Below are 22,701 nucleotides of genomic sequence, written 5' to 3' on the forward strand. Positions count from 1 at the left end.
GTCGCCCGAACGCATCGCCGACGCGGCACGCCGGGTGATGTCGCGTTGCGACGACCTCGCGCGCATCAGCGCCGCCCCCGACCGCATCGAGCGCGTCTACCTCTCGCCCGAGCACGCCCGCGTCAACCGCTTGGCCGCGGAGTGGATGCGGGAGGTCGGCATGACCACGCGCCAGGATGCCGCCGGCAACCAGATCGGCCGGCTCGGCACCGCCGGCGACGAGCCCGCGCTCATGATCGGCTCGCATCTCGACACGGTGGCCGACGCCGGGCGCTACGACGGCATCGTGGGTGTCCTCATGGGGATCGAGGTCGTGCGGATGCTGCGCGAGCCCGCCGACGACGACGGCTCGTCGTGGCGGTCGCCCCTGCCGTTCGCCCTCGAGGTCGCCGCGTTCTGGGACGAGGAGGGCACGCGCTTCGGCAAGGCGCTGCTCGGATCGTCGGCGGTCGGCGGCGTCTGGGACGACGCCTGGTGGGACCTCGCCGACGCCGAGGGCACGACGCTCGTGGAGGCCTTCCGCGAGTTCGGGCTCGACCCCGGTCGGATCGGCGAGGCGGCGCGCCGCCCGGACGAGCTCGTCGGGTACCTCGAGGCGCACATCGAACAGGGTCCGGAGCTGCACCGGCGCGGCGAATCGCTCGCCGTCGTCTCGTCGATCGCCTCGGCCCGACGCTTCCTGCTGTCGGTCGAGGGCGAGGCGCGCCATGCCGGCGGCACGCCCTACGACATGCGACGCGACGCACTGCTCGGCGCGTCCGAGGCGGCTCTCGCGGTCGAGCGGATCTGCCGGGCCGAGCACCACATCATCGGCACGGTCGGCCAGTTCGAGGCGTTCCCGGGCGGCGTGAACATCGTGCCCGGCGAGGTGCAGTTCTCCCTCGATCTGCGCGGCGAGTTCGACGGTGAGCGCGACCGGGTCTGGCGCCATCTTGCGGCCGAGCTCGACGAGATCATGGGACGCCGGGGACTGCGGTGGCAGCACCGCGAGATCCACAATGCCGCGGCGGTCGCCTGCGCGCCCCTCCTGCAGGACGTCGTGCGCGAGGGCATCCGTGCGACGGCGGGCGAGGTGACCGACGAGCCGCCCGCGATCTTCAGCCGGGCGGGGCACGACGGCATGGCTCTCGGCGGTCTCACCGACATCGGGATGCTGTTCCTGCGCAACCCCGACGGCATCAGCCATCACCCCGACGAGGACGTCTCCACCGCCGATGTCGCCCGCGGCATCCGCGCCCTCGCCGAATCCGTCCTGCACCTCGCCGCCGACCGCCGCGCCGCCGCCTGACCCGCCCGGCCCTGTCCCCGGCCGTCGGGGTCGTCCCGTGCCGGGCCCTTCGGTCTGTCCCCGTGCCGTCCACAGGCTGAGAGCCGCGTGGCCGGTCCGGCACGGCGGTTTCGGCGGCCTCATCCTGTGCGCGGCACGTAGGCGGCCAGGTCTGGTCGGCCCGACCCTCCCGGGACGGTGCTCGGTCCCGGCGCGGGGCGGTGCGGGTCGTCGTCCTCACCGGCGCGGGGCGGCGCGGTCCCGCGAACAGGCTGAGGGTGCTTCGAGCGGCCGTCGGGGCCGGATCCGGGGCGCTCATCCTGTCGACGGCACATGACCCGCGACCCGATCGGGGATGGCCGGCGTCGCCGCACCTGCGACCCGCCCGATCCTCACCGCGCGGGCGCAATACCCCTGACCCGAGGGCGAAACATGGGCTCGGTAGCGTGCGGGTATGCGCCTGCTCGTGACCCACGCCCGCCTCATCACGGTGCCCGCCGGCACCGACGACCCCGGCTACATCGAGGAGGGATGGATGCTCGTCGGCGACGACGGGCGCATCGCCGCCATCGGCGCCGGGGATCCGCCCGCGGGCACCACCGCCGACGAGACCCTCGACGCCGGAGGGTCGTTCGTGGCTCCCGGGTTCGTCTCGAGCCACTCGCACCTGTTCACCTCGGGTCTGCGCGGACTCGGGGTCGCCGAGACGCTCTACGGCTGGTGCGACGCGATGCTCGGGACCACCGCCCACATGACCGCCGACGACGTCTACTGGTCGACGCTCCACGGCGCCCTGGACTTCCTCTCGAACGGCGTGACCACCGCCTACAACTTCACCGACCCGCTGCAGTCCTGGGAGTCGATGGTCGACGGCAAGCGCGTGGGCGACGCCCGGATGCGCGAGCTCGAGTACCACACGCGTCAGGCCGACGCGACGCGCGACGCCGGCATCCGGTTCGTCGATTCGATCGGCATGGATGTCACCGTCGGTTCCGACGACGAGATCTTCGCGCGGTTCGCCGCGTCGGTCGCGCACACCCGCACGATGGACCCCGATTTCGCGCTCGGCGCGTCGATCATGGGCCAGGTGCAGTGGTCGCCCCGCGAGGAAGCGGCGTGGCTCGAGGTCGAGGCGATGCGCCGATACGGCGTGACCAACCAGGCGCACTTCCTGGAGTCGCCCGAGGCGGTGGAGCACCAGCGGTCGAAGTTCGCGCAGTATCGGGATGCCGGGGCGCTCGGTCTCGGTCTCGTCTTCGGCCACTTCATCCAGACGACCCCCGAGATCATCGACGAAGCCGTCGCGGGCGGTGCCGCGATGTCATGGCAGCCCGCCTCGAACGGGCGGCTCGCGTCGGGGACCGCGCAGGTTCCCGAGATGCTGGCGAAGGGGATGAAGGTCGGCATCGGACTCGATGACCAGGCGTGCACGGATGTCTCGGATCCCTGGCAGAACATGCGCATGGGTATCTATCAGCAGCGGGCGCGTCTGCAGGATCCGCTCGCGATGATGCCCGAGCAGGTGCTGCGGCTGCACACTCTCGGCGCGGCCGAGATCATGGGCGTCGCCGACCGGGTCGGTTCGCTCGAGGTGGGCAAGCTGGCCGACTTCGTGGTGGTCGACCCCCGGCGTCCCGATGTGGGTCCGCTGTGGCATCCGGTGCGCAGCTACGTGCTCGCGATGAGTCCCCGCAACCTGACGCGCGTGTACGTCGGCGGCGTCCTGGTCGACGATCGCGGCACGTCGGCGAACCCCCTGGCCGCCGAGGCGTCTGCGCGTCTGCACGAGAGCCTCGCCGAGGTCGCGCGTCGCCGCCCCACCCACCCTCACTGACCCTCGGCCCGCCCGCCCCCGAGCCGCGAGACGACAGCTGCATATGTCGTCTCGCGGCTCGGGTCGACAGACCCGTCAGGCCACGGAGGTCGTCATGCCCATGCGGGTGAGGACGAAGGTCTCGGCGATCTGCACGAGGTTGTAGAGCACGAGGGTCAGCAGGGTGATGATCGCCACTGACGCCCACAGGTCGTCGAAGCGCGCGGTCGCGGTGAACTTCACGATCATGCCGCCGATGCCCTGCCCCGTCGACAGCCACTCGGCGAGGAGGGCGCCGGTGACGGCGCCCGGCACCGAGACGCGGGCGGCGGCGAAGAGCGAGGGCAGCGCGCCCGGCACGCTGACCTTGCGCAGCTGCGCGAGGCGTCCGCCGCCGTACACGTGCACGAGGTCGAGGCTCTCCTTCGTCGCGCGGCTCAGGCCGAACAGGATCGATGCGAGGGCGGGGAAGAGCACGACGATCGAGCCGATGACGGCGACGGATGCCGCGGTGCCGCGGCCCGTGATCAGGATGATGACCGGCGCGATGGCCACGAGCGGCACCGAGCGCAGCAGCAGCGCGAGCGGCATGACGCCCGCCTCGATCGCCTTCGACAGCGAGAACGCCACGGCGAGCAGGAGCGCGACGAGCATGCCGACGCCGAACCCGAGGGCGGCATCCTGCACCGTCTGACCGATGAGCGGCCACAGGTCCATGCGGTTCTCGGCGGCGTCGTCGGCGGTGAACAGGAATTCCCACACTTCGGCGGGGCCCTTGGCGACGTAGGTCGAGATGCCCGTGAGGTTGACGACGGCCCACCACAGCGCGAGCACGATGATCACGGTCGCGAGGGCGTTGATCAGCGAGCGGCCGACGGAGCGGCGGAGGGCGACGATCATGCGGCCGACCTTCCCGAGACCCACGGCGTGACGAGACGCGCGACGAGGCCGAGGGCCGCGTATCCGATGAGGGCGACGATCGCCGACAGCAGGAACACCGCCCATACGCGGGGCGAGTCGAGGTCGCCCTGCAGCTTGATGAGGGTGATGCCCACGCCTCGGTCGATGGCGCCCATGTACTCACCGAGGATGGCGCCGAGGAAGGCGCTCGGCACCGCGATCTGCAGCGCGTTCAGGATGGCGGGGGTGGCGGCGATCAGGCGCACTTTGCGCAGCTGCGTCCACCGCGACCCGCCGTAGACGCGCACGACGTCGAGCGACGCCTTGTCGGCCGCCTTGAACCCGAGCAGCGCGCCGACGACGGTGGTGAAGAAGACCGCGAGCGCCGCGAGGAAGATCGCGGTCGCGCTCGGGTCGCCCGCGCGCTTGGCCCCGCCGAGCACGACGATCGCGATGCCGCCGACGGCGACGACGGGCAGGCAGTAGCTGACGACGGCGATCTGGGTGACGACGACTTCGAGGCGGGGGAGGAGCAGCACCGTCGACGCGAGGAGGAGCGCGATCGCGTTGCCCCAGACGTAGCCGATCATCGCTTCGCCGATCGTGACCTGGAACACCGTCCAGTACGGCGCGAGGCCGTCGCGGACGATGGTCTCGAACACGGTGAACGGGGATGGCACGGGGGTGAAGGTCGTGCCCTCGGGCGGCGAGAACGCCGTGACCGACAGCAGCCACCATGCCGCGATCAGCACGACGGCGCCGATGACGCCCGCGAGCCAGGTCGGCATTCCGGCGCGGCGCATCACGACTCCGCGTCGGCGCGACCGTCGCTGCCGAAGAGCAGCTCGGACGCGCGGTCGACCAGCGCGTGGAACTCCGGGGTCCGCATCATCTCGGGCGTCCGCGGGCGCGGCAGGTCGACGTCGATGATCTCGACCACGCGTCCGGGCCGCGGCGACATGACCGCGACACGGTCGGAGAGGAAGATCGCCTCGGAGATGCCGTGGGTGACGAGCAGCGTCGTCGCGGGCTTCTCGGTCCAGATGCGCAGGAGCTCGAGGTTGAGGTTCTGCCGCGTCATGTCGTCGAGGGCGCCGAACGGCTCGTCGAGCAGTAGCACCGAGGGCTTCAGGGCCAGCGCGCGGGCGATCGAGACGCGCTGCCGCATGCCGCCCGACAGCTGCGCGGGCTTCGCCTTCTCGAAGCCAGTGAGCCCGACGAGCGCGATGAGCTCGTCGATGTAGGCCTTGTCGGGCGTGCGGCCCGCGATCTCGAAGGGCAGCCGGATGTTGGCCAGCACGCTGCGCCAGGGGAGCAGGGCGTGGTCCTGGAAGGCGATGCCCAGCTCGTGGTCGCGACGCAGCTCATGGGGAGTCTTGCCGTCGACGCGGACCTCGCCCGCGGTCGGGTTCTCGAGGTCGGCGAGGATGCGCAGGATGGTGGACTTGCCGCATCCCGAGGGGCCGAGCAGGGCGAGGAACGAGCCCTTGTCGGTGTGGAGGTGGGTGTCCTGCAGGGCCGTCACTGTCCGGCCGCGGCCGGTGTGGAAGGTCTTGCTGAGGCCGTCGATCAGGATGCCGGTGCCGCGAGGGGCACCGGCATCCCGGGTGTCGTCGTGTGTCATGTGATGGCGGGAAGCGTCCGAACTTACGGGAGGTAGTCCAGCAGCTCCGGGTTCTCGTCGTAGATCTCGTCGATGATGGTGGTGTCGAACAGGTCGTCGACCGAGACCTTCCAGCCTGCGGCGGCGAGCGAGTCGACCGTCTGCTGCTTCAGGTCGTCCGAGATCGTGAAGAGGCCGTTGGCCTCGGTCTCCTCGGTCGAGATGAGCAGGTTCTGGGCGGCGATGCCGGCGGTCGTCTTCGCGGGGTCGAGAGCGCCGAACACGGCCTCGAGGCCGTCCTCCGACTCCTCGGCGGCCTGGTTGTAGTACTTCTGCACCAGGCTGACGGTGTCGTCGACGGGCTGCTGGAACACCTGGGTCCAGCCCTTGATCTCAGCGATGAGGAACTCCTTGAGCAGCTCCTTGTTCTCGGCGAGGTACTGGTCGGTGACGGTGAACGTCTCGGCCACGTAGGGCACGCCGTTCTCGGCGTACGAGAGGTTGGTGATGTCGTAGCCCGCGAGCTCGACGGTCAGCGCCTCGTTGGTGAGGTAGGCCATGAAGCCGTCGACCTGGCCGTCCATGAGCGGGGTCGGGTCGAAGTCGACCGGAACGACGGTGACCTCGCTCGGGTCGATGTCGTTGGCGTTCAGCAGGGCGGCGAACACCGAGGCGTTGGAGTCCTGGACGCCGATCGTCTTGCCGATGAGGTCCTGCGGGGTCGCGATGTTGCCGCCGTCGGCGAGCGAGAGGATCGTGAACGGGTTCTTCTGGAAGGTCGCGCCGATGATCTTCAGCGGCGCATCCTCCTCGGCGACGGCGGCGCCCACCGAGGCGGCGTCCGAGAGCGCGACCTGCACGGTTCCCGACAGCAGCTTCGCCACGCCCGTGTCGGGCCCGGAGATGCCGATGACCTCGTCGAAGCCGGCCTCGTCGTAGTAGCCGTTCTCGTAGGCGTAGAACTCGCCGGCGAACTCCTCGTTCTTGATCCACGAGTACTGCACGCTGATCTCGCCGAACGACGCGGAGTCGTCGGAGCCCGATGCGCCGGGCTCGGCGGAGCTCGACGAGCAGGCCGAGAGGGCGAGGGCTGCGACGGCGGCGGTGGCCAGGGTCGCGGCGAGGCGGTGTTTCCGGATGCGCGGTGCGGGCATCGGTTCTCCTTCGGGTGTGCGGGTGCAGGAACGCAGCGCGGGTGCACGGATGCCGCTGCGGGGAGGTGCTGGCTTGAAGCTATTGCTTGAATATTTCGGTCACCGTCGCGCTCGTGTTTCGATGCTGTGACGGCTTCCGATGCGTCGCGGCTCAGCGGGCGTCGCGCTGAGCCAGCCGCCAGATCCGATCGCGGCTGAAGGGCTGCTCGTAGGCTCGTCGGCCGAGGGCACGGGCGATCGCGTTGCCGATCGCGGGCGCGACGGGGTTGTAGGGCGACTCGCTCATCGACTTCGCGCCGAACGGTCCGAGCGCGTCGTCGGTCTCGGCGAAGAACACCTCCGTGTCGGGGATGTCGGCCGACTGCGGCACGCGGTAGGTGCGGAACACGGGGTTCATCACGCGCCCGCCGTCGTCGATCATCACCTCTTCGTACAGGGCGCTGCCGATGCCCTGCGCGACTCCGCCCTCGACCTGTCCGCGGCACTGGGCCGGGTTGAGCACGACCCCCGCGTCCGCCGACTGGATGGACTGGAGGATGCGCACCGATCCGGTCTCGGGGTCGACCGCGACGCGGACGGCGTGGACGTTGAACGCGAGCGATCGCTGTTCGCCGAGTTCGCTGCCGTCGGCGGTGAGCCCGTGCTCGTCGCGGTGCGCCGGATCGGCGGCGGCGATCAGCTCAGCGGGGCCGACGAGCCGCACCGGGGTGCGCACCGAGCCGTCGGGCTGCAGCACCGCGTCGGCCGGGGAGGTCTCTGTGAGCGCGGCCGCGGCCCGACGCATCCGATCGGCCAGCGTGAAGCAGGCGGCGTGCAGGGCCTTCCCGGCGACGGTGATGCCGGCTGAGGCGAAGGCGCCCGTGTCGTGACGCACGGCGTCGGTGTCGGCGCTGCGCACCTCGAGGTGCTCGCTGCCCAGCACCGACGACGCGATCTGCCGGTGCACCGTGCTCGTGCCGTTGCCGAACTCGACCGTGCCGGTGCGCAGGAGGTACGAGCCGTCGGGACGCAGCGTCGCGGTCGTGTGGGCGATGTGGCCGAACGGTGCCATCGTCGCGATCATGGCCGCCGCCATGCCTTCGCCGACGAGCCAGCCGTCGGGTGCGGTGGAGCCGTTGCCGCGTCGCAGCGCGGCCTCGGCGAGGTCGAGGCACTGGTCGAAGCCGTAGCTGCCCCAGACGAGGTCGTGCTCGTGCGTCGCATCCGCCGGTCCGACCGCATTGCGACGGCGCAGCTCGAACGGGTCGATGCCGAGCTTCTCGGCGAGCATGTCCATCGCCGACTCGACGCCGAGGATGACCTGGCCGAGCCCGTATCCGCGGAAGGCGCCCGACGGGACGTTGTTCGTGTAGACGACCTCGGCGTCGAGGCGCACGGCGTCGCAGCGGTACAGCGCGACCGACTCGGCGAGCGAGTGGAACATGACCCCGCGCGAATGGTTCCCGTAGGCTCCGGTGTCGCTCAGCAGATCCACCGTCATCGCGGTCAGTCGGCCGTCGGCATCCGCGCCGAGGGTCACCGACACGCGCATCGGATGCCGCAGTGACGCGCGCTGGAACTGCTCCGTCCGCGAGAACTCGTAGGCCACCGGTCGGCCCGTGCGCAGTACCGCCAGCGCGACCAGGTCCTCGGTGAAGATCTCCTGCTTGCCCCCGAAGCCGCCGCCCACGCGCGCCGTGAACACCCGCACCCGGTCGGCGGGCAGGTCGAAGAGCCGGGCGATCTCGTCGCGGGCGAGGAACGGCACCTGGGTGGAGGAGCGGATGACGAGGCGTCCCGCGTCGTCGAGCCATCCCACGGAGCCGTGCGTCTCGAGCTGCGCGTGCGAGACGCGTTGCGTCGACCAGGTACCGCTGACGACGGCGGCGCTCGCCGCCAGAGCGGCCGCGGTGTCGCCCGTCTCGCGGTGGAGTCCCGCGATCACGTTGCGGCCGGCGTCGTCGACGCGGTCGGCGGGCGTGCGGTCGGGATGCAGCAGCGGGGCGCCGGCGCTCCGTGCCTCGTCGGGGTCGAAGACCGCCGGCAGCACCTCGTACTCCACACGTACGAGACGCCGGGCGGCGTCGGCGGCCTCGGCGGTCTCGGCGACCACCGCGACGACCCGCTGTCCCACGTGGCGCACGACCTCGTCGAGCATGAGGGTGTCGTCGGGGTCGTCCTCGCGGTGCTCGTGCCGGCCCGTCGAATAGCGGATGCGGGGGACGTCGGCCGGAGTGAGGACGGCGACGACGCCGGGCACGGCCCGCGCCGCATCCGTGTCGATCGCGAGGATGCGGGCGTGCGCGTGCGGCGATCCGACCACGCGCAGCACGAGCGGCGGACCGGCCGGGGTGTCGGCGATGTCGAACGTGTAGGGCTCACGGCCCTGCACCACGCGTCGCGCGGCCTCGGGCGAGACCGAACGGCCGACTCCGCGCGGGGCCGAGGAAGCGCCTTCGGCCGAGGCGGGCACGCCGGTCTCGCGCACGGGGCCGAGCACCGAGGCGCGGACGGCCTCTCGGATCGGGCGGTAGCCGGTGCACCGGCACAAGTTGCCCTTGAGTCGCCGGTCGAGGTCGTCGAGATCGTCGGCGCACAGCGTCGAGGCGGTCACGCTCAGACCCGGCGAGCAGAACCCGCATTGGAAGCCGAAGTGCTCGACGAGGGCCTCCTGCACCGGATGCAGGTCGTCGCCGGGCGCGAGACCGGCCGCGGTCGTCACGCTGCGACCGTCGAGCCGCGCCGCCGGGATGAGGCAGGAATGCACCGGCTCGCCGTCGAGCAGCACCGAGCAGGCACCGCAGTCGCCCGCGTCGCAGCCCTTCTTGACCTCGAGGCGGCCCGTCTCGCGGAGCATCGTGCGCAGGCACTGCCCGGCGCGGGGCGCGGCCTCGACCGCCACCCCGTCGACCTCGAACCTGACGGCGTCGGCGCTCATGCGGACTCCCTCCGGTCGGTCCCGCGCCGCAGGTCGGCGGCGGCTCGACGAGCGAGCACGGAGCTGACGGCGCGGCGCCAGTCCGCGGCACCGAGCGGGTCGCTGTAGTAGCCGGGTGCCGCCTCGGCGGCCGCGACCAGCGCCGCGTCGGACGGGATCCCCGAGAAGCGCAGCACGACCGGGCGCCGGACGGCGGCTGTGATCGTGAACGTGGCCGACCCGTCGTCGTCGAGGCGCCCGGTGACGACGGCCCCCGACCGGCCGAGCTCGGCGAGGGCGATCTTGTGGAGCACCGCGCGCGAGCGCAGCGTCGCGGCGGGCAGCTCGATCGCCCGCAGCAGGTCGCCCGGCGCGAGGCAGGTCGCGCCATCGTCGACGACGAGCTCGGCCACCGGCATCCGCGTCTCCCCGCCGTCGGCGTGCCAGATCACCGCGACGCCGTCGAGCGCAGCGCACAGGCTGATCATGGCCCCCGCGGCGAAGGCGCGGCAGAGGTTTCCGCCGACCGTGGCGGTGTTCCAGATCTTGAAGCTCGCGAGGAGGGCGTTCGCTGCGGCCGGTACGAGGTCGAGCGCGGTCCAGTCGGCGGGCGCGGTCATCTCGAGGCGCCCGGCTGCGAAGGCGACGAGCCGCGCGATGGTGCACGTCGCGGCGATGCGCAGGCCGTTCTCATCGACCTCGAGCTCGGGCCAGCCCATCGTCGTGAGGTCGACGAAGCCGGTCGTCTCCGGCTGCGGCTCCGACATCAGCCAGGTGCCTCCGGCGATGAACCTCTCGCCCGGCGCCAGCACGAGATCGTCGCGCGTCCGGGCGGCGCGGAAGCCGGTGACGGTCGTGATGTCCATCGGGGTTCCTCTCGGCTCGGACGTCGCATGAGTGAATCAGCCCCGCATTTCGCCCGTGTTTCACGTCGCCGCAACGAGCCGCAACGAACCGGCAACACGTGACGCCTAACGTGCGGAGGAGTCCTGTTCCCGCCCCGAGGAGGCCCGATGCGCGAGATCCTCGCTGTCGCCCGCGACGAGCTGGCCGCCGGCCGACCCGTCGCGGTGGCGACCGTCGTCGCGGCCTCCGGCAGTTCGCCGCGCGAGATCGGTGCCTCGATGCTGGTCGCGGCCGACGGGCGGGCGTTCGGCAACGTCTCGGCCGGATGCGTCGACGGAGCCGTCTACGAGCGGTGCGTCGAGGTGCTCGCCGGCGACGACGCGGTGGTCGACCGCTTCGGCATCGCCGATGACGACGCCGTCGCGGTCGGACTCTCGTGCGGCGGCACGATCGAGGTGCTCGTGCGCGCGCTCGTGCCCGGGTCGCCCGAGGCTGCCACGCTCGCTCTTCTCGCGGCGCGCGACCACGGCGGGGTCGCCACCGTGCTCCGGCTGCGGACGGCCGGCGATGGGATCGGATCGGCGTCGATCGTCGACGCGGGCACGGCTCCCGCCCCCGCGCCCGCTGGGAGCGTCGACCTGCAGTTCGGCGCACCGCCGCGGCTCATCGTGGTGGGCGCCGTCGAGGTCGCGGTGGCCTTGGTCGCGCTCGGGACGGCAACGGGATTCCACGTCGTCGTCGTCGACCCGCGCGACGTCTTCGCTCGCCCCGACCGCTTCCCGGGCGCGGAGGTCGTCGTCGACCAGCCCGGTCGCTATCTCGCAGCCGCCGGCCTCGACGTGCACACCGCCGTCTGCGTGCTCACCCACGACCCGAAGTTTGACGTGCCCGCACTCGCCGCCGCGCTCGTGTCGCCGGCCGCGTACGTCGGTGCGATGGGCAGCCGCGCGACGTGCGCGGACCGCGTCCGTCGGCTCGTCGAAGACGGGGTGCCGGCAGCGCTCGTCGACCGGCTGCGCTCGCCGATCGGGCTCGACCTGGGCGGTACGAGCGCGGCCGAGGTGGCGCTCTCGATCCTGGCCGAGGTCGTGGCCGCGCGGCGCGGCGGAACGGGCGCGCCGCTGCGCGTCGGATCGGGCCCGATCCATCGAGACACGGCGCCGGAGGGATGCCGCGTCGACCACCTGCTCGCGTGACGGACGACGTCGCGCGGCGTCGCACTCCGCCCGTCGGGATCGTTCTCGCTGCCGGAGCCGGCACGCGCTACGGCATGCCGAAGGCGCTGGCGGTCGCGCCCGGGGGGCGCGCCTGGCTGGACGGCGTGGTGGCGGCGCTCGCTGCGGCCGGGTGCGAGCCGATCCTCGTGATGCTCGGTGCCGCGCCGGCGGCGCCTATCCCCGCGGAGGCACGCGCGTGCGTGGTCGAGGACTGGCGCGACGGCCTGTCGGCGACCGTGCGCGCGGCGCTCGCGGCGGCGTCCGGCACCGACGCCGCGGTCGCGGTCATCGTGCCGGTCGACGTCCCCGACCTGCCCGCCCGCGCGGTGGCCCGGCTGCTGACCGCCGCCGCCGGTGATGCTCGCGCGCGTCACCGCGCCGTCTTCGGCGGACGTCCCGGCCATCCCGTCGTCCTCGGCCGGGCGCACTGGGACGCCGCCGCGCGCGCGGTCTCCGGCGATGAGGGGGCGGGTGCGTACCTCGGGCGCATCGGTGCTGTCGGCGTGGAGTGCTCCGATCTGTGGCACGGCCGCGACGTCGACCACGTGCCGGATGCCGGACGGGCGGATGACGGCCGGGCACCCGCCGGATGACGCCGGGCGTCGTCAGCCGTCGACGACGTTGACCGGCTCTTCGCCGGCGGCGAGGCGCTCGATCTGCGTGCGGACGAGCTTCGCGATCCGCGGACGCATGGCGTCGGCCGCGCCACCCACGTGAGGCACGACGATCACTCCGGGAGCACGCCACAGCGGGTGGTCCTCGGGCAGCGGCTCGGGGTCGACGACGTCGAGCGCGGCGCGCAGCCGCTCGGACTGCAGCTCGGCCACGAGCGCGTCGGTGTCGAGCACGGTGCCGCGACCGACGTTGACGACGAGCGCTCCGTCGGGGAGGAGCGCGAGCTCGCGTGCGCCGATGAGGCCCTTCGTCGGCTCGCCGCCGGGCAGCGTGATGATGAGGATGTCGGTGCGCGGCAGCAGGTCGTCGAGCTCGTCGATGCCGTGGACGTGGACCCCGTCCTTGTCGCGGGCCCGGGATGCGACCGGCACGATCGTCGTCTCGAACGGCAGCAGTCGGGATGCCACGGCTTTGCCCACACCGCCGTAGCCGAGCACGAGGACCGTGCGGTCGGCGACGCTGCGGCTGAACTGCGGCGCCCAGCGGGCCGATTCCTGATTGCGGACGTAGTCCGCCAGGTCGCGCTGCGCGGCGATCGTGAGGCCGACGGCGATCTCGGCCGTGGCGGTCTCGTGCACGCTCGACGCGTTCGCGAGACGGGCGCCCTCGGGCAGGTATGCGCCCATCCCCTCGTAACCGATGGACTGGCTCTGCAGGAGCCCGACCCGGACGCCCTCGAGAGCGCGGAGCAGTCGCTTGCCCGACATGTAGGGCGGCACCACCAGGTCGAACGAATCGCGGGGCGCGGGAGAGCGGAGGTCCCAGACGACCAGCTCGACACCGTCGGGCAGGGCGCCGATGTCGGCCGCCAGCTCATCGGTGGGAACGCTGACGACGACACTGCGGGGGGATTCGCTCATGCCCCCACGCTACCGACCCGGTGCTCAGACGCGGGCGAGCACCGCCGCGACGGCCGACGTGAAGAAGGTGAGCCCGTCGGTGCCGGAGCGCATCGCATCGGTGGTGTTCGGACCGAAGCCCGGCTCGACGGCGTGCTCGGGGTGGGGCATCAGACCCACGACGTTCCCGCGCTCGTTCGTGAGGCCGGCGATGTCGTCGAGCGAGCCGTTGGGGTTGACGCCGCGGTAGCGGAAGGCGACGAGGCCCTCGCCTTCGATCCGCTCGAGCGTCTCGGCCGAGCAGGTGAAGCCGCCGTCGGCGTTCTTCAGCGGGATGACGATCTCCTGGCCGACCTCGAAGCCGCTCGTCCAGGCGGTGTCGGCGTTCTCGACCACGAGCCGCTGGTCGCGGCGGATGAACTGCTGGTGGGCGTTGCGGATGAGACCGCCGGGCAGCAGGTGCGCCTCGACGAGCATCTGGAAGCCGTTGCAGATGCCGAGGATCGGCATGCCCTTGTCTGCGGCATCCTTCACCTCGGACATGATCGGCGCGAGCGCGGCGATCGCGCCGGCGCGGAGGTAGTCGCCGTAGCTGAAGCCGCCGGGCAGCACGAGCGCGTCGACGCCGTCGAGGTCGTGCGAGCCGTGCCAGAGCGCGACGGGCTTGGCACCGGCGAGGCGGACGGCGCGCTGAGCGTCGCGGTCGTCGAGCGAGCCGGGGAAGGTGATGACTCCGATGCGCGCGGTCACTCCACGACCTCGATGTTCACGACGTCCTCGATGACCGAGTTCGACAGGATCTCGTCGGCGATGCGGCGAGCGGTCTCGAGGGTCGCCTCGTCGGCGCGGTCGACGGTGAGCTCGAAGCGCTTGCCGATGCGGACGTCGGAGAACCCGGCGACGCCGAGGCGGGTCAGCGCGCCCGATACGGCCTTGCCCTGCGGATCCAGCAGCTCGGCCTTGGGCATGACGTCGACGACGATGGTGGGCATTGCTCGCTCCGGAGGTCGCGGGATGGGTGCGCGACCAGTCTACGGGTGGGATGCGCGCCTCGTTCGCCGCATCCGGCCGGTCTCGTGACCGGATCGTGACCATTGGCTTTGGGAGCGCTCTCTTGTGATCCTGGGAGCGCTCCCGTATGGTCATGGTCAATCGGTGAGAGCGCTCCCATAGACGGGTGCGAACCGCCGCGCACCAGATACCCGCAATCACGAAGGAGTGACACGTGAACTCACGCGCACTGCGGCGGATCGGCCTCGTGGCCGGCGTCGCAACCACCTCGGCCATCGTCCTCGCCGGATGTTCGGGCGGAGGTGACCAGGCCGCATCCGGTGGCGACTCCGACACCGTCACCCTCGCGACGTTCAACGACTTCGGATACACCGACGAGCTGCTCGCGGAGTTCACCGAGGAGACCGGCATCAAGGTCGTCCACACCAAGGCGGCGACCTCGAACGATGCCCGCACGAACTTCTTCCAGAAGCTCGGCAAGACCGGTCTCGCCGACGTCGAGGGCGTCGAGGTCGACTGGTTCCCCGAGATGATGCAGTACTCCGACCTCGTCGCGCCGGTCCCCGACGAGCTCGCGGGCCGCTGGCTCGACTGGAAGGAGAAGGCCGCCACGGATGCCGAGGGCAACCTCGTCGCGTACGGCACCGATGTCGGACCGCAGGCCATCTGCTACCGCGCCGACCTGTTCGAGGCCGCCGGCCTGCCCACCGACCGCGAAGAGGTCGCCCAGCTGTTCCCGACGTGGGACGCGTTCTTCCAGGTCGGCAGCGACTACGTCGCCAAGACCGGTCAGCCCTTCATCGACTCGGCCAACTCCGTCCTCCAGGGCGTCGTGAACCAGCTCGAGGTCGCCTACGAAGAGCCGGACGGCACGGTCATCGCGACCGAGAACCCCGACATCCGCGAGGCCTACGACACCGTCGTCGACAAGGCGATCCCGATCTCCGCCTACCCGGGACAGTGGACCGACGACTGGTACGCCGCCATGGCGAGCGGCAAGTTCGCCGCGATGCTGTGCCCGCCGTGGATGCACGGCATCATCGAGGGCGAAGCGCCCGACATCGCCGGCTGGGACATCGCCAACGCGTTCCCCGAGGGCGGCGGCAACTGGGGCGGTTCGTACCTCGTCGTTCCCGCGAACGGCAAGAACCTCACCAACGCGCAGAAGCTCGCCGACTGGCTGACCTCGCCCGAGACGCAGATCAAGGCCTTCAACAACGCCGGTACCTTCCCGAGCCAGCCCGAGGCGCAGTCGAGCCCCGACCTGACCGGGTTCGTCAGCGAGTACTTCAACAACGCGCCCACGGGTGAGATCGGTATCGACCGCGCCAATGCGATCACCGTGACGACCTTCAAGGGCCCGAAGTACTTCCAGTTCCACGACGCCCTCGGCAACGCGATCACGCGTGTCTTCGACGGCATCGAGGACAAGGAGACCTCCTGGAAGACCTGGGTGAACGAGGTCGGAAGCTTCTGACCCGCCCTGCCGGGGCGCACCGCATCGCCGGTGCGCCCCGGCGTCCCCCCTCGCACCCGAAGGACGATCGTGACCACGACTCAGCAGCGCCCGGCGACGCGCGCCCCCCGAAACGACGACGGCGGTCGTCCTCCGCGAGTGATCTCGTTCTCGCAGAAGCTCAGCAAGTGGGACATCCGCTTCTCGCCGTACCTCTACATCTCACCCTTCTTCATCATGTTCGCGATCGTGGGGCTCTTCCCCATCGCGTACACCGCGGTGATCTCGTTCATGGACTGGGATCTCATCCGCGGCGAGGGTGAGTTCATCGGATTCGACCAGTACATCTGGATCCTGTCGCAGCCCCACTTCTGGACGGCGCTGCGCAACACCTTCAGCATCTTCCTGCTCTCGAGCGTTCCGCAGCTCGTGCTCGCGATCTTCATCGCCGCCGTGCTCGACCGCAACATCCGCGCCAAGACCTTCTGGCGCATGGCGGTGCTCGTCCCCTACGTCGTCGCGCCCATCGCCGTCGGCCTCATCTTCAACGCGATGTTCGCCGACCAGTCGGGCTTCATCAACGGCATCCTCCAGTCGATCGGCATCGGAGCCGTCCCCTGGCACGTCGAGCCGTTCTGGAGCCACGTCGCGATCGCGACGATGGTGAACTACCGCTGGATGGGCTACAACACCCTCATCCTGCTCGCGGCCATGCAGGCCGTGAACCGCGACTTCTACGAGGCCGCCACTGTCGACGGCGCGGGCCCCGTGCGCCAGTTCTTCTCGATCACGCTGCCTTCGCTCAAGCCCACGCTCATCTTCGTCATCATCACCGCCACGATCGGCGGTCTGCAGATCTTCGATGAGCCGCGCGTGTTCGACCAGGCGGGCCGTGGCGGCTCGGCGCAGCAGTGGCTGACCATCACGCTCTACCTCTACGACGTGGGCTGGGGGCAGTGGAACTTCGGCCGCGCCGCCGCCATGGCGTGGATCCTCTTCCTCATCATCGTGCTGATCGGTCTGGTGAACCTCGTGGTCACCCGGACCCTTGTCCGAGACGAGGGGCTGAGGCGCGAGCTCAGCAAACGGCAGCAGAAGCAGCAGGCCAAGCAGGCGCAGCGCGCGCTGAAGGAGAACCAGGCATGAGCACCATCGGCACTCCCGCCCCTCTCGCCACGGTGGAAGAAGGAATCCCGACCGCTCGCGAGCAGCGTCGCGGAGCCCGCGCCCGCCGCATCCGCGGCAGCCGGCCCGGGATCTGGACCTACGGCATCCTCGGGGCCGTCTTCCTCTCGGCGGTGTTCCCTCTGTACTGGTCCTTCGTGATCGGTTCGGGTGACTCCACCACTTTGCGCGGGGATTTCCCGTGGATCCCCGGCGGCAACTTCATCGAGAACGCCCTGTCGGTCATCTCCAACCCGGCCGTCAACTTCTGGCCGGCGCTGTGGAACTCGATCTACAGCTCGTTCCTCATCGCCGCCGCCGTCGTGATCACCTCGACGCTCGCCGGCTGGGCCTTCGCGAAGCTGCGCTTCCACGGCGGTCCGGCGCTGCTGGTCTTCGTCATCGCCACGATGGCCGTGCCGCAGCAGCTCGGCGTCGTGCCGCTCTACATCCTGTTCTCCGAGCTCGGCTGGACGGGACAGATCGGCGCCATCATCATCCCCGCGCTCACGAGCGCGTTCGGGGTGTTCTGGATGACGCAGTACCTGCGTCAGGCGGTGCCCGATGAGCTGATCGAGGCCGCGCGCGTCGACGGCGCCTCGATGATCCGCACGTTCTGGACCGTCGGCATGACCGCGGCGCGCCCCGCGGCGGCGATGCTGTTCCTCTTCACCTTCGTCGGGGCCTGGAACAACTTCTTCTGGCCGTTCATCGTGCTCGACCGGCAGAACCCGACGCTGCCCGTGGCGCTGTCGCTGCTGCAGTCGAACTACTTCGTCGACTACTCGGTCGTGCTCGCCGGCGTCATCCTCGCGACCATCCCGCTGCTGCTGCTGTTCATCTTCGCGGGCAAGCAGCTCGTCAGTGGCATCATGGCCGGGGCGGTGAAGGGATGACCCTGAACCTCGACCGTATTCAGCAGGAGAACATGAACGCTTCGCGCAGTTTCCCCACCAACTTCCTCTTCGGGGCAGCCACCGCGGCGTACCAGATCGAGGGCGCGGCCTTCGAGGACGGACGCACGGCATCGATCTGGGATGCGTTCGCGCGTGTTCCCGGTGCCGTGATCAACGCCGACAACGGCGATGTCGCGTGCGACCACTACCACCGCTACCGCGACGACGTCGCGCTCATGAAGAAGCTCGGCCTCGACACGTACCGGTTCTCCACCTCGTGGTCGCGCGTGCGTCCCGACGGCGGTCCGCTCAACCCGAAGGGCGTCGACTTCTACGAGCGGCTCGTCGACGAACTGCTCGGCGCCGGCATCATCCCGTGGCTGACGCTCTACCACTGGGATCTGCCGCAGGCGATCGAGGAGCGGGGCGGGTGGACCCTGCGCGAGACGGCCGACCGCTTCACGGAGTACGCCCTCGACATGCACGACGCGCTCGGCGACCGCGTGCACCACTGGACGACGCTCAACGAGCCGTGGTGCTCGTCGTTCCTCAGCTACACCGCGGGCATCCACGCCCCCGGACGGTTCGACATCGGCGACGGCATGCTCGCTGCGCACCACCTGCTGCTCGGCCACGGACAGACGGTCGCAGCCCTGCGCGAGCGCGATGCCTCGCTGTCGCTGGGTATCACGCTGAACCTGACGGTCGCCGAACCGGCCGACCCGAACGATGCCGCCGACGTCGACGCCGCGCGACGGATCGACGGACAGTTCAACCGCTGGTTCCTCGACCCGATCTTCCGGGCCGCGTACCCGGGCGACATCGTCGCCGACATCGAGAGAGTGGATGCCGCGGCGGTCGAACGCTGGCGCGAGGCCGTGCGTCCGGGCGACGAGGCGATCATCGCCCAGCCGCTCGACGCCCTCGGGGTGAACTACTACCACGGCGAGTTCGTGGGCGGTCGTCCCGACCCTCACCCGCCGACGCCGGGAGACGCGCCGACCGATCGGAAGACCGGTACGCCATGGCCCGCCGGTCACGACATCTACTGGCACGAGCGCGGGCTGCTGCGAACGTCGATGCACTGGGAGGTGCAGCCGGCGGGACTGACGCAGCTGCTCGAGCGTGTGTGGACCGAGTACGCGCAGCCGGTGGGCACGATCCTCTACGTCACCGAGAACGGCGCCGCCTACGACGACGAGCTCGTCGAGGTCGACGGCGAGAAGACCGTGCCCGACGCCGAGCGGGCCGAGTTCCTGCGGGTTCACCTGGGCGCGATCCTCGACGCTCAGGATGCCGGTGTCGACGTGCGCGGCTACTTCTACTGGTCGCTGCTCGACAACTTCGAATGGGCCTGGGGCTACGAGAAGCGTTTCGGCATCGTGCACGTGGATTACCACACGCAGGAGCGGACATTGAAGGACAGCGCGAAGGAGTATCGTCGGGTCATCGCAGATCGTGCGATCGACGTTCCCGCTGCGGCGGACGCCGCCCGGACCGCCGTCCCGAGGTAGCCCACCTGTGATCTCCGACCAGAACCGGACGGCCGCGACCATCGAAGAGGTCGCGGCCGTCGCCGGTGTGTCGCGCTCCACCGTGTCGCGCGTCGTCAACGGCTCGACCGCGGTCAGCCCGGCAGCCCTCGAGTCGGTGCGCCGCGCGATCGACGAGCTGAACTACGTGCCCAATCGCGCCGCCCGTTCGCTAGCCAGCCGGTCGACGATGGCGATCGCGCTCGTCGTCCCCGAAGACACCAGTCGCGTGTTCGGCGACCCGTTCTTCGCGTCGGTCGTATCGGGCATCAACTCGCGCATCAGCCGCAGCGACTACGTGCTGAACCTGATCATGGCCAGCGCCGACCCCGGCGACAAGACCGCTCAGTACGTGCGCAGCGGCGCCGTCGACGGCGCGATCATCGTGTCGCACCATACGAGCGACACCTTCATCGAGCGCATCGCCGCCGCGATCCCCGTGGTCTACGGCGGGCGCCCCGTCCGATCGCGGGCCGGCGACTACTACATCGACGTCGACAACGTCGCCGGTGCGCGGGATGCCACGGCCTACCTCATCGGTCGTGGATGCCGCCACATCGGCGCCATCACGGGGCCGCCGTCCATGCCCGCGGGTGTCGACCGTGCCGAGGGCCATCGCGTGGCGCTCGCGGAGTCGGGCCTGACGCCGGCTCCCGTCGTGCAGGGCGACTTCACGACCGAGTCCGGCGCGGTGGCGATGCGTGCGATCCTCGCGGCGGGCGAGCCGCTCGACGGACTCTTCGTGGCCAGCGACCTCATGGCGCGCGGCGCCATGCAGGTGCTCGCGTCCGAAGGCATCCGGATCCCCGACGAGGTCGCGGTCGTGGGCTTCGACGATTCGCCGGTCGCGCTGACGACCGAGCCTCAGCTGACGACGATGAGGCAGCCCTCGTTCACCCAGGGCGAGTGCATGGCCGACGTTCTGCTCGCGCGGCTCGCGGGGCTGTCGCCGCCCGAGGTGACCATCCTCGACACCGAGCTCATCGTCCGCGGCTCGGCCTGACGCTCAGGCCAGGGCGGCGTGGAGCGTGTTGTTCCAGGGGTCGTCGAACACGACCGTCCGCCCGTCGTCGCGCACCTCGACGCCGTGGTGGCGCAGACGTTCGGCGAGGGCGCCGAGGTCGTCGGATGTCGGCAGGGCGAGGTCGACGCGGCCGAGCCCGAGTGCCGGCATGCGCGGCCCCGCGCCTCGCGAGTTCCATACGTTCATCGCCATGTGGTGGTGATAGCCGCCCGCGCTGACGAAGAGGGCCTGATTGCCGAGCGCCGCGGTCGTGTCGAAGCCGAGCGCGTCGATGTAGAAGGCGCGGGCGGTCGCCACGTCGCCGACCGAGAGGTGCACGTGCCCGACCCGGGCGGGATCGGACGGTGTGGAGCCGGTCGCGGTTGAGCCGTCGAGGGCGGCGGGGTCGAGGTGCTCGCGCAGGAAGGCGTTGGGGTCGAGCAGGAGTGTGTCCATCTCGACCTGTCCGTGGGTCCACGACCAGGTGCTGCGGTCGCGGTCCCAGTAGAGCTCGATGCCGTTGCCCTCGGGGTCGGTGAAGTAGAACGCCTGGCTGACGAGGTGGTCGGCGCTGCCGGTGAAGGTCGAGGGCGCGTGGCGGGCGACGCTGTAGAGCGCGGCAGCGAGGGCTGCCTGCGTCTCGAACAGGATGGCCGTGTGGAAGAGGCCCGCCGAGCCGGCGGCCGCGTGGCGGAGCGCGGGCTCATGCCGCAGGATCACGATCGGCCGCCCCGCGCGCCCGAGCGTGACGGTGTCACCCTCGGCCGCGAGCACCTGCAGTGTGACGACATCGCGGTAGTACCGCGTCATCCCGTCGAGGTCGCCGACCAGCAGGGTGACGGCGCCCATGGTGGTGGCATCCGCCAATTTCTCATTCACACACATACACAACCCCCCACCCCCCATGGTCATTCCCCGCGGGCGGCGCCGAGTGCACGGTGAAACGCCGAGTGCACGGCATCCTCGCGTCTGAAAGTCGTCCTCTGGACGGGATGCCGTGCACTCGAATTTTCGCTACTGGGGGTCTCCACCCAGGGGGCCTACGGCGGGGATGGGGCCGCCGTCGTCGGCGCCGGTCTTGCGCCAGCGGGCGATCGCGTTGCCCGCGTGGTAGATCACGAGGGCCGCGATGGTGCCGAGGACGATCGCGCCGAACTGCAGCGAGCCGAAGTTCATCGCGAATCCCGCGATCGCGATGACGAACGACACCGCGACGGTGTACTGGTTCACCGGGCGCGAGAAGTCGACGCGGTTGTCGACCCAGATCTTGATGCCGATGACGCCGATCAGACCGTAGAGCGCCGTCGTGACGCCGCCGAGCACGCCTGCCGGGATGGTGTTGAACACGGCGCCGACCTTGGGCGAGAACGCCAGCAGGATCGCCACGATGCCCGCCACCCAGTACGCGGCGGTCGAGTAGACGCGGGTCGCGGCCATGACGCCGATGTTCTCGCCGTAGGTCGTGGTGCCCGAGCCGCCGAAGCCGCCCGCGAGCGTCGTCGCGACACCGTCGGCGATGAGGGCGCGGCCGGTGTGCTTGTTGATCGACGGGTCGTCGGTCATGGTGGCGACACCGCGCACGTGACCGACGTTCTCGGCGATCAGCACGAGCACGACGGGCAGGAACATCGGGACGATCGACCACGCCGCGGCATCCCCGATCGCCACGAGATGGAAGTCGGGCAGGCCGAACCAGTCGGCGGCCTCGACGGCCTCGAACTGCACCTGTCCGGTGACGGCGGCGACGACGTACCCGACGATGACGCCGAGGAAGATCGAGATGCGGCCGAGGAACCCGCGGAACAGCACGCTGAACAGGATGACGGCACACAGGGTCACCGTCGCGATCTCGGGCTGCAGCTGAAAGTTGTTCCACGCGGCGGGTGCGAGGTTGAAGCCGATCAGCGCGACGATCGCGCCGGCGACCACGGGCGGCATGAGCTTCTCGATCCAGCCCGTGCCGAACGCCTGCACGACGAAGCCGACGGCCGCGAGGAGCAGACCCGCGACGACGACGCCGAGGAGAGCCTGGGTGATCTGCTCGGCGGTCTCGAGGCGATTGCCGCCGTTGAGTGCGGTGATCGGCGCGATGAAGGCGAACGACGATCCGAGGTAGCTGGGCAGCTTGTTGCGCGTGATCAGCAGGAAGACGAGCGTGCCGAGACCCGAGAACAGCAGGGTCGTCGAGACGGGGAAGCCGGTGATGATCGGCACGAGGAACGTCGCGCCGAACATCGCGACGACGTGCTGTGCGCCGATCGCGATGGTGCCGGGCCAGTTCAGGCGCTCGCCGGGCTTGACGACGGCGCCGCGCGCGACGGTGCGACCGTCGCCGTGGAGGGACCAGATGGGCATGGGGCTCCTCGGGATGATGAGGGATTCGGGATGGAGCGCGAGAGCGGCCCTACCCTACCTGTGAGATCCCTGGA

General features: G+C 70.6%; 20 protein-coding genes. 9 read left to right on the plus strand and 11 right to left on the minus strand.

Annotation, left to right across the window (positions count from 1 at the left end):
• The first annotated feature begins 37 nt into the window (after positions 1-37).
• Both AA0Y20_RS03700 and AA0Y20_RS03705 read left to right on the plus strand, forming a co-directional pair.
• Entirely contained in the window at positions 38-1,288 is a 1,251-nt protein-coding gene (locus AA0Y20_RS03700) for a M20 family metallo-hydrolase (protein WP_412939696.1), read from the plus strand.
• A gap of 433 nt (positions 1,289-1,721) precedes the next feature.
• On the plus strand, positions 1,722-3,101 hold the full coding sequence (locus AA0Y20_RS03705; RefSeq protein WP_412937552.1) for an amidohydrolase family protein: 1,380 nt from the start codon (positions 1,722-1,724) through the stop codon (positions 3,099-3,101).
• Between the two features lie 75 nt (positions 3,102-3,176).
• Here AA0Y20_RS03705 and AA0Y20_RS03710 read toward each other — a convergent pair whose 3' ends face one another.
• The 6 genes from AA0Y20_RS03710 to AA0Y20_RS03735 form a co-directional block, all read right to left on the minus strand.
• Positions 3,177-3,980 (minus strand): ABC transporter permease, encoded by an 804-nt coding sequence (locus AA0Y20_RS03710; RefSeq protein ID WP_412937553.1) that lies wholly within the window; start codon positions 3,978-3,980, stop codon positions 3,177-3,179.
• Positions 3,977-4,783, minus strand: coding sequence for an ABC transporter permease (locus AA0Y20_RS03715; protein WP_103841665.1), 807 nt, complete (start codon positions 4,781-4,783; stop codon positions 3,977-3,979). Before AA0Y20_RS03715 ends, AA0Y20_RS03710 begins: the two co-directional genes overlap by 4 nt.
• Positions 4,783-5,604: an ABC transporter ATP-binding protein gene (locus AA0Y20_RS03720; protein WP_412937554.1), complete on the minus strand. Its 822-nt coding sequence runs from the start codon at positions 5,602-5,604 to the stop codon at positions 4,783-4,785. Before AA0Y20_RS03720 ends, AA0Y20_RS03715 begins: the two co-directional genes overlap by 1 nt.
• Before the next feature lie 23 nt (positions 5,605-5,627).
• Positions 5,628-6,737: an ABC transporter substrate-binding protein gene (locus AA0Y20_RS03725; RefSeq protein ID WP_412937555.1), complete on the minus strand. Its 1,110-nt coding sequence runs from the start codon at positions 6,735-6,737 to the stop codon at positions 5,628-5,630.
• Between the two features lie 151 nt (positions 6,738-6,888).
• Positions 6,889-9,654: a molybdopterin-dependent oxidoreductase gene (locus AA0Y20_RS03730; protein ID WP_412937556.1), complete on the minus strand. Its 2,766-nt coding sequence runs from the start codon at positions 9,652-9,654 to the stop codon at positions 6,889-6,891.
• Entirely contained in the window at positions 9,651-10,499 is an 849-nt protein-coding gene (locus AA0Y20_RS03735; protein ID WP_412937557.1) for an FAD binding domain-containing protein, read from the minus strand. Before AA0Y20_RS03735 ends, AA0Y20_RS03730 begins: the two co-directional genes overlap by 4 nt.
• Before the next feature lie 147 nt (positions 10,500-10,646).
• Here AA0Y20_RS03735 and AA0Y20_RS03740 point away from each other — a divergent pair, with 147 nt between their 5' ends.
• Positions 10,647-11,675, plus strand: coding sequence for an XdhC family protein (locus AA0Y20_RS03740; RefSeq protein ID WP_412937558.1), 1,029 nt, complete (start codon positions 10,647-10,649; stop codon positions 11,673-11,675).
• Positions 11,672-12,289, plus strand: a complete 618-nt coding sequence (locus AA0Y20_RS03745) for a nucleotidyltransferase family protein (protein WP_412937559.1) — start codon at positions 11,672-11,674, stop codon at positions 12,287-12,289. Before AA0Y20_RS03740 ends, AA0Y20_RS03745 begins: the two co-directional genes overlap by 4 nt.
• Before the next feature lie 12 nt (positions 12,290-12,301).
• Here AA0Y20_RS03745 and AA0Y20_RS03750 read toward each other — a convergent pair whose 3' ends face one another.
• The 3 genes from AA0Y20_RS03750 to purS are packed head-to-tail and all read right to left on the minus strand — an operon-like array spanning position 12,302 to position 14,202.
• Positions 12,302-13,231 carry a 2-hydroxyacid dehydrogenase gene (locus AA0Y20_RS03750; RefSeq protein WP_413332002.1) on the minus strand — a complete coding sequence of 310 codons (930 nt, stop codon included), beginning with the start codon at positions 13,229-13,231 and terminating at the stop codon, positions 12,302-12,304.
• 24 nt (positions 13,232-13,255) lie between these two features.
• Positions 13,256-13,960 (minus strand): phosphoribosylformylglycinamidine synthase subunit PurQ, encoded by a 705-nt coding sequence (purQ, locus tag AA0Y20_RS03755; RefSeq protein ID WP_412937561.1) that lies wholly within the window; start codon positions 13,958-13,960, stop codon positions 13,256-13,258.
• Positions 13,957-14,202: a phosphoribosylformylglycinamidine synthase subunit PurS gene (purS, locus tag AA0Y20_RS03760; protein WP_120263805.1), complete on the minus strand. Its 246-nt coding sequence runs from the start codon at positions 14,200-14,202 to the stop codon at positions 13,957-13,959. The genes purQ and purS overlap by 4 nt, the downstream gene beginning before the upstream one ends.
• Positions 14,203-14,435: 233 nt before the next feature.
• Here purS and AA0Y20_RS03765 point away from each other — a divergent pair, with 233 nt between their 5' ends.
• The 5 genes from AA0Y20_RS03765 to AA0Y20_RS03785 all read left to right on the plus strand — a co-directional run bounded on the left by AA0Y20_RS03765 (position 14,436) and on the right by AA0Y20_RS03785 (position 20,272).
• Positions 14,436-15,698 carry an extracellular solute-binding protein gene (locus AA0Y20_RS03765; protein WP_412937562.1) on the plus strand — a complete coding sequence of 421 codons (1,263 nt, stop codon included), beginning with the start codon at positions 14,436-14,438 and terminating at the stop codon, positions 15,696-15,698.
• 69 nt (positions 15,699-15,767) lie between these two features.
• Complete coding sequence (locus AA0Y20_RS03770; protein WP_412937563.1) at positions 15,768-16,823, plus strand: carbohydrate ABC transporter permease; 1,056 nt, start codon at positions 15,768-15,770, stop codon at positions 16,821-16,823.
• The gene (locus AA0Y20_RS03775; protein ID WP_412937565.1) at positions 16,820-17,737 is read left to right on the plus strand and encodes a carbohydrate ABC transporter permease; all 918 of its coding nucleotides are present in this window, start codon (positions 16,820-16,822) and stop codon (positions 17,735-17,737) included. Before AA0Y20_RS03770 ends, AA0Y20_RS03775 begins: the two co-directional genes overlap by 4 nt.
• Positions 17,734-19,251, plus strand: coding sequence for a GH1 family beta-glucosidase (locus tag AA0Y20_RS03780; RefSeq protein WP_412937567.1), 1,518 nt, complete (start codon positions 17,734-17,736; stop codon positions 19,249-19,251). The genes AA0Y20_RS03775 and AA0Y20_RS03780 overlap by 4 nt, the downstream gene beginning before the upstream one ends.
• A gap of 7 nt (positions 19,252-19,258) precedes the next feature.
• Positions 19,259-20,272: a LacI family DNA-binding transcriptional regulator gene (locus AA0Y20_RS03785; RefSeq protein WP_412937568.1), complete on the plus strand. Its 1,014-nt coding sequence runs from the start codon at positions 19,259-19,261 to the stop codon at positions 20,270-20,272.
• A gap of 3 nt (positions 20,273-20,275) precedes the next feature.
• Here AA0Y20_RS03785 and AA0Y20_RS03790 read toward each other — a convergent pair whose 3' ends face one another.
• Positions 20,276-21,157, minus strand: coding sequence for a VOC family protein (locus tag AA0Y20_RS03790; RefSeq protein ID WP_412937569.1), 882 nt, complete (start codon positions 21,155-21,157; stop codon positions 20,276-20,278).
• A gap of 129 nt (positions 21,158-21,286) precedes the next feature.
• A complete protein-coding gene (locus AA0Y20_RS03795; protein ID WP_412937571.1) occupies positions 21,287-22,627 on the minus strand; it encodes a uracil-xanthine permease family protein in 1,341 nt (446 codons plus the stop codon).
• Positions 22,628-22,701 lie beyond the last annotated feature (74 nt).

The organism is Microbacterium pratiae (genome assembly GCF_047302165.1).
Classification (GTDB): Bacteria; Actinomycetota; Actinomycetes; order Actinomycetales; family Microbacteriaceae; genus Microbacterium.

Coding starts and splice junctions, on each gene's coding strand:
- AA0Y20_RS03700 (WP_412939696.1), top strand. CDS start 38: ATGTCGCGTTGCGACGACCTCGCGCGCATCAGCGCCGCCCCCGACCGC.
- AA0Y20_RS03705 (WP_412937552.1), top strand. CDS start 1,722: ATGCGCCTGCTCGTGACCCACGCCCGCCTCATCACGGTGCCCGCCGGC.
- AA0Y20_RS03710 (WP_412937553.1), bottom strand. CDS start 3,980: ATGATCGTCGCCCTCCGCCGCTCCGTCGGCCGCTCGCTGATCAACGCC.
- AA0Y20_RS03715 (WP_103841665.1), bottom strand. CDS start 4,783: ATGCGCCGCGCCGGAATGCCGACCTGGCTCGCGGGCGTCATCGGCGCC.
- AA0Y20_RS03720 (WP_412937554.1), bottom strand. CDS start 5,604: ATGACACACGACGACACCCGGGATGCCGGTGCCCCTCGCGGCACCGGC.
- AA0Y20_RS03725 (WP_412937555.1), bottom strand. CDS start 6,737: ATGCCCGCACCGCGCATCCGGAAACACCGCCTCGCCGCGACCCTGGCC.
- AA0Y20_RS03730 (WP_412937556.1), bottom strand. CDS start 9,654: ATGAGCGCCGACGCCGTCAGGTTCGAGGTCGACGGGGTGGCGGTCGAG.
- AA0Y20_RS03735 (WP_412937557.1), bottom strand. CDS start 10,499: ATGGACATCACGACCGTCACCGGCTTCCGCGCCGCCCGGACGCGCGAC.
- AA0Y20_RS03740 (WP_412937558.1), top strand. CDS start 10,647: ATGCGCGAGATCCTCGCTGTCGCCCGCGACGAGCTGGCCGCCGGCCGA.
- AA0Y20_RS03750 (WP_413332002.1), bottom strand. CDS start 13,231: ATGAGCGAATCCCCCCGCAGTGTCGTCGTCAGCGTTCCCACCGATGAG.
- purS (WP_120263805.1), bottom strand. CDS start 14,202: ATGCCCACCATCGTCGTCGACGTCATGCCCAAGGCCGAGCTGCTGGAT.
- AA0Y20_RS03775 (WP_412937565.1), top strand. CDS start 16,820: ATGAGCACCATCGGCACTCCCGCCCCTCTCGCCACGGTGGAAGAAGGA.
- AA0Y20_RS03780 (WP_412937567.1), top strand. CDS start 17,734: ATGACCCTGAACCTCGACCGTATTCAGCAGGAGAACATGAACGCTTCG.
- AA0Y20_RS03790 (WP_412937569.1), bottom strand. CDS start 21,157: ATGTGTGTGAATGAGAAATTGGCGGATGCCACCACCATGGGCGCCGTC.
- AA0Y20_RS03795 (WP_412937571.1), bottom strand. CDS start 22,627: ATGCCCATCTGGTCCCTCCACGGCGACGGTCGCACCGTCGCGCGCGGC.